Annotated in this window: 13 protein-coding genes; 12 read left to right on the top strand and 1 reads right to left on the bottom strand. The window is 26.9% G+C overall.

The annotated features are described in order from the left end of the window. Both GFJ41_RS17480 and GFJ41_RS17475 read left to right on the top strand, forming a co-directional pair. Window positions 1-307, top strand: a 307-nt coding sequence (locus tag GFJ41_RS17480) for a hypothetical protein (RefSeq protein WP_170075945.1), incomplete at its 5' end; no start/stop codon positions are given. A 1-nt stretch (window position 308) separates the two neighbouring features. Then, window positions 309-1007: a hypothetical protein gene (locus tag GFJ41_RS17475; protein ID WP_170075944.1), complete on the top strand. Its 699-nt coding sequence runs from the start codon at window positions 309-311 to the stop codon at window positions 1005-1007. A 1133-nt stretch (window positions 1008-2140) separates the two neighbouring features. Here the strand turns inward: GFJ41_RS17475 and GFJ41_RS17470 are convergent. Further along, a complete protein-coding gene (locus GFJ41_RS17470) occupies window positions 2141-2563 on the bottom strand; it encodes a nucleotide excision repair endonuclease (RefSeq protein WP_170075943.1) in 423 nt (140 codons plus the stop codon). 629 nt (window positions 2564-3192) lie between these two features. On the opposite strand from GFJ41_RS17470, the gene GFJ41_RS17465 reads away from it, so the two are divergent. From GFJ41_RS17465 to GFJ41_RS18505, 10 genes are all read left to right on the top strand, one after another. Then, entirely contained in the window at window positions 3193-3507 is a 315-nt protein-coding gene (locus tag GFJ41_RS17465; RefSeq protein WP_170075942.1) for a helix-turn-helix domain-containing protein, read from the top strand. A gap of 88 nt (window positions 3508-3595) precedes the next feature. Beyond that, window positions 3596-3937, top strand: coding sequence for a hypothetical protein (locus tag GFJ41_RS17460; protein WP_170075941.1), 342 nt, complete (start codon window positions 3596-3598; stop codon window positions 3935-3937). A gap of 297 nt (window positions 3938-4234) precedes the next feature. Continuing rightward, window positions 4235-4447, top strand: a complete 213-nt coding sequence (locus GFJ41_RS17455) for a hypothetical protein (protein WP_170075940.1) — start codon at window positions 4235-4237, stop codon at window positions 4445-4447. A 164-nt stretch (window positions 4448-4611) separates the two neighbouring features. Continuing rightward, window positions 4612-5184 (top strand): hypothetical protein, encoded by a 573-nt coding sequence (locus GFJ41_RS17450; protein WP_170075939.1) that lies wholly within the window; start codon window positions 4612-4614, stop codon window positions 5182-5184. Window positions 5185-5283: 99 nt separating this feature from the next. Further along, window positions 5284-5547 carry a hypothetical protein gene (locus GFJ41_RS17445; protein WP_170075938.1) on the top strand — a complete coding sequence of 88 codons (264 nt, stop codon included), beginning with the start codon at window positions 5284-5286 and terminating at the stop codon, window positions 5545-5547. 211 nt (window positions 5548-5758) lie between these two features. Continuing rightward, window positions 5759-5905, top strand: coding sequence for a hypothetical protein (locus GFJ41_RS17440; protein ID WP_170075937.1), 147 nt, complete (start codon window positions 5759-5761; stop codon window positions 5903-5905). Window positions 5906-6358: 453 nt separating this feature from the next. After that, window positions 6359-6541: a hypothetical protein gene (locus tag GFJ41_RS17435; protein ID WP_170075936.1), complete on the top strand. Its 183-nt coding sequence runs from the start codon at window positions 6359-6361 to the stop codon at window positions 6539-6541. Between the two features lie 89 nt (window positions 6542-6630). Beyond that, entirely contained in the window at window positions 6631-7221 is a 591-nt protein-coding gene (locus GFJ41_RS17430; RefSeq protein WP_170075935.1) for a hypothetical protein, read from the top strand. 198 nt (window positions 7222-7419) lie between these two features. Beyond that, window positions 7420-8118 (top strand): recombinase family protein, encoded by a 699-nt coding sequence (locus tag GFJ41_RS17425; RefSeq protein ID WP_170075934.1) that lies wholly within the window; start codon window positions 7420-7422, stop codon window positions 8116-8118. A gap of 672 nt (window positions 8119-8790) precedes the next feature. Further along, the coding region (locus tag GFJ41_RS18505; RefSeq protein WP_206001591.1) for a GIY-YIG nuclease family protein at window positions 8791-9217 on the top strand (427 nt) is incomplete at its 3' end.

Here is a 9217-nt window from a genome sequence, read left to right as displayed (position 1 = left end):
AAATTTAAGGGATTATATAAAAATAGAGTTATTAAAGGAATATCCAAGTACATATACAAAATCAGAAATGAAAAAAATTGAAAAAAAAGCTATATATAAGCAAGCAAAACATTGTTTAGAGGTTGATGAATGGACAACAGATGCACTAAATCTCGAACATCTTTACTCAAATGCAAAATGGGCAAAAGATATAAGAAGTAAGTTACCTGATGGTAAAATAAAATTTCAAGAAAGACCTAATTTATATAAAGAATTGGAAGAAATACATGGGAATTTAACAAAATCATTATGTCAAGAGGTGATGTAATATGACAGTTTGGCATAATACAGAAATAATGGATCAATTACTTCCTATGCCTTCGTACTGTTTAGATAATAGGCAATATTTAGCTAAAGAATATGGAGCATTGATTACAATTTCAAATTTTAATGATAAGTTAAATGAGAAACATAGATATGTATATAAAAATAAATTTAATATAGAAGAACTAGCAAAAGATTTAGGAATTGGAAGGACTACGTTAATTAGAAATATCAATAAATTACATAAATGTGGTGCTAAGGTTTTAAATATTATGAATACTCAATATGGTATATGCTATATATTAGATTATGCAAAGGCCAATAAGCAAGGTAATGATTTAAATAAATATGTTAGAATACCTCAATGTATGTTAAAAACATTAGTATGTACGTTTAATACCAATGCTATAAAAGTATATTGCTTATTTAAATATATGTGTAATGAAACAGATTTTAAAACGATGGATAATAAATGGATAGCAGAACAGGTAGGTTTAAGCTCAAAGAGTAAAAATAACTTAGATACAATAACAGAAATAGTAAATCAATTAGAACTATGTGGTTTTATAGAAACTAGAAAAACTAATATTTTTAAATTTGATGAAAATAAATGTAGAGAAGTACCACAATTAAAAAAATCTTATAGAGTACGTACATTAGAAGAATGGAAAACTATACAAAATAAAGAAAAATATAGTGCTTAAAACCTTGGAATTACTACCTTTAAAAAGTGTGCAAATAATAGGGTTTCGATAATGCAGAAAATAGGGTTATGATATTGCAATTACTAGGGTTTCGGTAGTGCAAATAATAGGGTGGTAAATAAATAGATAAATAAAATAGATAGATAAATTAATAAATAGAAAAGTAAATAGATAGATAATTCTACAAGTGCGAAATTGAAAAAATATTTCTCACTTGTGATTTTGTTTTTTGCGTTTTATTTTTATTTTTTATCTTAGTATTAGATTTTTATTGACAACTTTTTCATAAAAGAGGTATTATTTACTTATACAATTACATAATAAAAGACTTACAAGTTTCCATAAGTGTTGGACGCACTTAGAGGGAATTAGTACCAACTATTGGACGTAGTTAGTGTTACAAGTAAGCCTTTAAACTATGCATTATTATTAAGTATCTGGACAATACAAAATAGTAATAACATAGTTAGTTATTAAATTTATACTAATTATTATAAGTATATTATAGCTTTTTTACAAGTACTTTAAACATAAATTTAATAATATAAGGTTTAATTAAGCATATACAGACTATTCTCGATTGTTGGGAATAGTCTTTTTTAATGGTTTAAGTGTGGTTAGAGGAATAACACACTATAATAAAAAACTATCGGACTAATCATCCGATTATGGGTCGTAAGAGGATGGCTACTTTTTCTTAGACAAGCTGATAAAGTAATAAGGCTTTAGAAGTGGAGTGCCTGTCCTAGTGTGGGGCAACTGTGAAAGGATGATTACCTTACTTGATAATACTAGACCTAAGCGAGTTAGAACAGTTGACGTTGAATAAGTTTTTACTATGTAAATGCAAATAAAACGTAGGGTATACGGATACCTCATGAAAAAGCGGTAAAAAGTATATCCTCTTATATCTCAATATATTTTTATTGGGATATAGGGGGAGAAGTAGCCATTTCCTAATCCCCTACGGTATATTATAGTTGCATAGTTAAATCAAGATAAATAATAAAAATTAAAGTTCTTTGCTACTGAGGGGGTAAAAATATAAGTATATGAATAGTTAGTTAACATTTATTGTTAGAGGTTATGCATTAATCCTTTTGAATTTGTTAAATAGCTAATTAATCAACTAATTATAAAAGTAATGTTAATATAGTAGCTATGAAAAATACTCCCATAGCTACTGGCATATATTTAGCATATCTTTCGTTAAGTAATTGTTGCTCAAGAGGTATTGATTTAAGCACTTTCCAAACTTTCCAATTTTTATTAATATTATTGTCAATAGCTACAAAGTCAGCAATTTTAGATTCTTTATTAAATTTAGGTTTATAGAAATTTATGTAATACAATTCTGTCTGTAATGATTCATATTCATTCTTACAAGTAAGATATTCTATTCTTTGAACATTTTCATATAATCCACGTCCATATAAATGAGATTTATTACTAAAATGTTGTTTCATTCGTCTAGTCATATTTACAGTTTTACCTACATACAAAACTTGATTGCTTATATCTATCATTTTATAGACATATCCTTTACGCTCAAACATGTTTCACCTCCTAATCAATTTTAATATTATTTTTAACTTTAAATAATCAACTTATACAAAATGTTAGATCATATACTTTATGTCGATAAATATTTTTTTAGATAGGGACAAGTATTTTAGAAAAGATAATAGGTGGGTTAGTTGGTTTTACCAAAAGAGAAGAGGACTAGCCTATTAACTATGTGATGATTTCAAAGGTTGGATAAGCCTATAACCCCTCCTATCCTGTATGATACTTTCGTAGGGTAGTTTATAGATTAGCAATCTTAAAAACTAGATCATATACTACTTAAATATTAACTGTTAAGTAGCTAAAAAACTGAACTAATACTGTATAGGCATAGTGCAATTTGTTACTTAGAATAGGCTATATAACTCCCCGTTGGTGTGTGAGTTCATACTAGACCTGGTTCTAATATAAGGGAATATACATTAAATCTTATACAATAGATATTCAGATTGATTAGCTGCAATTAAATGGTTATATATAAGCATATTAATATTTACATTATGTATGGTGGGGCACAATGTAATATTAAATACTTTATTGGATACAGATCTTAATGAGATAGGACAAGTTGTGTCAGTGTGGTATTATTTTAATATATACTACATCAGGAGGGGTAATAATGAGTAAAATAGATTTAATAAGAGAAGGAAAAGTAATAGACACTATTGAGAATCAAACAAAGGCAATTAATAAACATATTGTAATTGTTGATATAGCATATGTAGAAAAATTAAAGGAAGCTAATATACCATTTTCTCAATTTGATGATGATTTTTATTTAGTAAAACGTGGCAAGAAGAAAAAAAGGTTTAATAAGGAACAAGTCCAGCAAATAAAGAGGGATCTAAATGAAGGTATAAGTATTAGAGCAGCTGCAACAAAATATAATACAAGTACTAGGACTATACAAGATATAAAAATTGATAAATATTAATTTAATGTAGTGTTTTGTTACTATTTACTACACTTACGCATTTTGTTATAATGAAAGTATATAGTTTAACGAGGGGGATAAAAGAATAATGAATACTATCGAAAATGTAATTAAAGATATGAGGGATAAATTTTTTGTAGAAGATTTTAGAGATGTATCATTTATAGATAAATTTGATAAGTTGAAAGATATAGAAGAAATAAAAATAGGTTGTGAAAATGGATTTAAAGTTAGCTATAAATCTATTAATGAATTATATTTAGTTGGTGAGTTCGAGTTGCTAATACCCGATTATGAAAATAAGATAATTAGAAAATATACAATCGAGTTAATGTATACGGGAGGAGGTAATGATTTTCCGACATTGCAAACATTGATTGTATATGGATTAGAAAATGACATTTATTACAATGGAACACAAATAGCTTAGCTAAAAATTAGATATTATTATCTAGCTTTTTTATTTTATAGAGGAAAAAGGTCAAGTAGGGGTAGTGGTATTATACCTATTAGTTGGCAACGGTCATAATAAAATGTTTAACAGATAATGACACAATGAAAACTATAATTAACAAAAATAAAAGATCTACTAAAGTTGAGACTTCTAGTAACTCATGGTGATAATATTAAACATTGAATTGATGAAAAAATTATCAATATATATTTGATGTAAGATTACTATATCATTTTTAATTAGTGTTAAAATTAAAATAAAGGGGGCGGTAACATGTATGGTGATGGTAAGATAATTAAAATAGACTTAGATACGAAAAATTATTATATTGAGTTAGATGAATATAGTGGAAGTGTACGTATGAATCTTAAAAGATCTAAAGCTGGAGTAAAAGACCATGGAAGTGTAAATTTAACTTATGACGATATGGAAAAACTAATAACAATGTTAAGAGAAATGCAAGATTATTTAAACGAACAATACTAGGTGAATTTCATCTAGTATTTTTTATTTATATAAAAGTCAAATTTTATTGTGGTAGAAGTTAATAGGAGCAATTTTAAGGTGGTTATAGGTAAATATTATTAGAGGATATATAACTAATATGATAGAATATACGACAGTATAACTAATGTATATGGAGGTATCATATGACAAAAGATGAATTAAAACAATTAGATATAATGGATCAAATTGAGTATATAAATTTACAATTAACAAAAGGTGGAACACTAACAAGTATATGTAAAGAAATAGGAATTGGAAGAAGTACATTGACAGATAGATTTCGAAAGATTAATTATCTTTTTAGCAAAAGTAATAATAGATATGAATATAACGACAGTAATACGACTGTTAGGAGCGTTGAAAAAGCTACTATACAAAAGTGTAACATTAGTGTAGAAGAAATTGAGACGAAAGCTAACGACAGTAATACAGACGTTGGATTAATAAATGATAAAAGTATCCAAGGGAATTTAATTAATATAGCTAAAGAATATAATACATTAATTGAGATGATAGAACTATATAAAAAGAACTCTAATATATTGAGTAATCAAATAGTTATAGACTTAGATACAACTGATAATACATTGACTACAGTTAGAGTTAATACTTCTGTATTAAAACAATTTAATAACTTTATAGAGGAGCACAAAGAATATAAAAAAATGGACTTAGTATCAATGGCACTTAAAGAATATATTTTAAATCATAGCTAAAATAGTTGGATAAGATAAAAATTCTATCCTTTTTTATAGAAAATTAAACCTAATTAAACTACTATTTTTATTGAGATATTAAAAATAGGGGGGATATATATGGTAAAAATAATGGATGAGACATGTGATAGTGGTCATGAAATATACTTAATGTCCGATAAAAAAACAGGAACAGGAATATTGATATTAATAGTAGGATTATTTTTAACACCAGCACTTATAGGTATACCTATAGCTATATGGGGATTTAGTACTATGAAAAAAGAAGTTCATTATATTTTTTGCCCTATATGTGGATCAAGATGTGAAGTTACACCAGAACAATATTATTATCTTATATCTAGTGGTGGATATATGTATTAAAAATAATAGTTATATAAGCACTTACTCAAATGTAGGTGCTTTTTTAGTAGAAAATTTAGAAATAATGTTACAAACTATAACTTTTAGTAGGTATATTTTAATATGAAAGAAAAAATAAACAGAAATTATGTGAAAAAGTGAAAAAAGGAAGTAATAATTAGGTAGAACATTTAAACATGGTCTGAAAAATATATAAAAGGAGGTGGGATTTATGAGCAAATGTAACCATAGATACCAACAAATTAAGTATGGAATACGTATATATATATGTACAGAGTGTGGAAATATAGCAAAGCCGATGACTGTAGGCGAGTTATTAGAAAGAACAAAAAATTTACCAACTACTCTAAAAAAATAAATATCAGTATTTTAAAAGCTAGATGTTAAAGTCTAGCTTTTTTATTGTTTTAGTTTTTGATAAATATCAATCCCTAACTCTTCCCTCAAGAATCCCTATTGTATACAAGGGAGACAAAAGCCTTAAATAAAGCAATTGCAATACATATAAAAAAATTAAATGAATATATTGCATGAAAATATAACCTTATGATATAATTTGAGTTGAGGAAATATGTCCCAAAAAAGCACTTACGGTAGAAGTACGTGCTTTTTTTTATACCCAAATTGAATGTAGGTAGGTAAATGGACGTAATTGAATGCATATTTTGAAAGTAAAAATATAAAAATTTATAAAAAAGATATGGAAAGATTATATTAACTTCATATTTTAAGCCACTGGTTATCCAGTGGTTTTTTTGTATTTAAAAATAAACAAAATATCATTAAATTATTAAAGAAAGAAGGTGAAGTTATGATCTTATCACAAAAAACTAAAAATTTCATAACTATATTAGGTGCTGTAATAGGTATTGTAGGTATAGCATTAACAGGCATTACTATAGGCCAATCTATAGGTAGTGAAAAACAACAGACACAACACATTCAACAAGTAATAATCAAAGGTAATGTTACAGTTGATAATGGAAGTAAATAGTGGGATTAGAATGCAAGAGAGAATATATTATCTAGTTATAGTAAATAGTATTATAGGAAGTATTTAATAATACTAGGAGGGTTAGCAAAATGTATTTTGATGATTGTTGCAATAATGAATTTATAAAAGATTTACAAAGAGATAAATCAGTAATACCAATTGATATTCCTAATGGATATAGAATATGCTTAGTTCCAGATAATTATACAAGTTTAATGATACCAGAACCGGTGGTAGAATCAGTACAGTTACTAGATAATGAGTCTGATTCAAAATATGATAGAATGTTCAAAACTCTTAAACTAAGATTATCTTTACCAGGGCAGTATGATGAAGGAACCGATGATTATCGAGATAGAGTAAAAACAGGAACAACAAGAAATTATTTAACTTATCCTGGGGTTGTTCAGTTAGAACAAGCTTCACCACATGCTGGATATGGTAAACTCTCATGGACTTATGGTTGTAGAGAAGAAAGAAAGCATTATCTAAGCTCTGTACATCGTGATACAACTCACCACCAACATCCTGGTATGCTTACTGCAGAATGGATGTTTACCGTTAAAGATACTGTTGTATTTGAAAATATTCAAGTTCACGGTTTAGCTGGTAGATGTGCGGATAGTATTGTTAGATTATTAAGAGATATTCAAGCGTCTCAGATAAATTTAAATGACTAAAAAAAAGTGCTACATATAAATTTGTAGCACTTTCTTTATTGTTGCAACTTATAGACAAAATTCAGTATCAAAACAAACCTATTTTAACATAGTATCAAAAAATATTGACTTGAATATAAATATATTATATTATTTAAATATCAAAACAAACGGTCGTTAGTTTTGATACTATTTTTCAATATAAAGGTGGTACTATAAATGGGAAAAATATATGGGTATTGTAGAATAAGCACAAATAAGCAATCAATTGAAAGACAACATAGAAATATATTGGCATTATATCCAAATGCTATAATAGTTGATGAAGTATTTACAGGAACTAAAGTAGAAGGTAGAAAAGAATTTAATAAGTTACTTAGTAGGGTTAAAGAAGGGGATACAATAGTATTTGATAGTGTAAGCCGTATGAGTAGAAATGCGGATGAAGGCTTCAAGCTATACAAAGAATTGTTTAATAAGGGCATAGACTTAGTGTTCATTAAAGAGCCGCACATCAATACAACAACATACAAGAGTGCTAGAGGCAATCAAATACAGCTAACTGACACGATGGTTGATAGTATCTTAGAGGGAATAAATACATACTTGTTAGCATTAGCAGAGCAACAAATAAAACTAGCATTTGAACAGTCAGAGAAGGAAGTTAAAGACTTACAACAAAGAACTAAAGAAGGCATAGAAACAGCAAGGTTACAAGGTAAACAGATAGGATTAAAAGAAGGTAGTAAACTAACTACTAAAAAAAGTAAAGTAGCTAAAGAGATTATATTAAAACACAGTAAAGACTTTAAAGGAACTCTATCAGATGTTGATGTAATAAAGCTATGTGGAATTAGTAGGAATAGTTATTATAAATATAAAAAAGAATTAGTAGAAGAATTAAATAATCAAGACTAAGTAAAGGAGCTTAGTCTTTTTTTATGTAGTTAAATACATTAATGTAAACACTTCACCTTATATATTTTGGATTAATTTATTTTACCGTATCACCGTTACCGTATGTTTTCAATGTAAAAGGTCGATATATCGAGGTTTTAAGGGTGCTACCGTTGTTTACCGTATAACCCAATAAAATTATTATTTCAAGTCTAAATACACCGTTTATTATAGCTATATAAAGCTAGGAGAGCTATTTTAAGAGGTTATAGTTATATTATTTGAAACATTTTAATATGACCCCCCTTTCATAAATCAAGAGGGGTTATTTTGTGTAGGAATAAGGTTAGTAGTTTACCATATACACCATGAAATTTTTTATATTACCGTACCGTATTAAATTTGGGCATAAAAAAATAACTAAAATAGATTTAGTTATAGATTGACATTATTTTCTAAATGTATTACAATTTTATTGGACTGCATTTTTAATAAGTACATAGTTATCCTTATATTATCATTATATAACAATAGTGCATATAATTGCAAGTATTTTTTATAAAAAATACCACGATTGAGAATGTAGCATTTTCAACGTGTTTATATAGATTGAGCTTATTTAGTTAGATTATAGTACATATAAAAAATTAAAAAGGTAGTGAATGGTCGAGTTCATGATTTAGGGGGAAGTACATGGGAACATTAAAAAAACAATGTAGTGGATGTTACGAAACAAAGGATATTAAAGGATTTTCAAGAAATAAAAGGAGCGAAGATGGATTTCAAAATTATTGTAAAGAATGTAATAAAGCATACCAGAAAGAAAGGCATTTTATAAAAAATAATACATGGAAGTTATATAGAATAACTATAGATATTAGAGATATAGTAAGTGGTAGAAAATCCTATTACATAGGAATAACTCAAAAGGATTTAAAGGATAGATTAAACGAGCATATTTCAGCTATTAAAAATAAACGTCACAAGAACTTTTGGATAATGGAAATGTTTAAGTATTTTCCATATTCTCAAATCGAAAATATAAATTTAAGGGATTATATAAAAATAGAGTTATTAAAGGAATATCCAAGTACATATACAAAATCAGAAATGAAAAAAA

Origin of the sequence: Paraclostridium dentum (genome assembly GCF_012922555.1) — a bacterium.
GTDB lineage: Bacteria > Bacillota > Clostridia > Peptostreptococcales > Peptostreptococcaceae > Paraclostridium > Paraclostridium dentum.
This window is presented reverse-complemented; position numbering and strand designations above follow the sequence as displayed.

Excerpts from the sequence above, each read along its gene's own strand:
- GFJ41_RS17475 (WP_170075944.1), top strand. The coding sequence starts at position 309 with ATGACAGTTTGGCATAATACAGAAATAATGGATCAATTACTTCCTATG.
- GFJ41_RS17470 (WP_170075943.1), bottom strand. The coding sequence starts at position 2,563 with ATGTTTGAGCGTAAAGGATATGTCTATAAAATGATAGATATAAGCAAT.
- GFJ41_RS17465 (WP_170075942.1), top strand. The coding sequence starts at position 3,193 with ATGAGTAAAATAGATTTAATAAGAGAAGGAAAAGTAATAGACACTATT.
- GFJ41_RS17460 (WP_170075941.1), top strand. The coding sequence starts at position 3,596 with ATGAATACTATCGAAAATGTAATTAAAGATATGAGGGATAAATTTTTT.
- GFJ41_RS17455 (WP_170075940.1), top strand. The coding sequence starts at position 4,235 with ATGTATGGTGATGGTAAGATAATTAAAATAGACTTAGATACGAAAAAT.
- GFJ41_RS17450 (WP_170075939.1), top strand. The coding sequence starts at position 4,612 with ATGACAAAAGATGAATTAAAACAATTAGATATAATGGATCAAATTGAG.
- GFJ41_RS17445 (WP_170075938.1), top strand. The coding sequence starts at position 5,284 with ATGGTAAAAATAATGGATGAGACATGTGATAGTGGTCATGAAATATAC.
- GFJ41_RS17440 (WP_170075937.1), top strand. The coding sequence starts at position 5,759 with ATGAGCAAATGTAACCATAGATACCAACAAATTAAGTATGGAATACGT.
- GFJ41_RS17435 (WP_170075936.1), top strand. The coding sequence starts at position 6,359 with ATGATCTTATCACAAAAAACTAAAAATTTCATAACTATATTAGGTGCT.
- GFJ41_RS17430 (WP_170075935.1), top strand. The coding sequence starts at position 6,631 with ATGTATTTTGATGATTGTTGCAATAATGAATTTATAAAAGATTTACAA.
- GFJ41_RS17425 (WP_170075934.1), top strand. The coding sequence starts at position 7,420 with ATGGGAAAAATATATGGGTATTGTAGAATAAGCACAAATAAGCAATCA.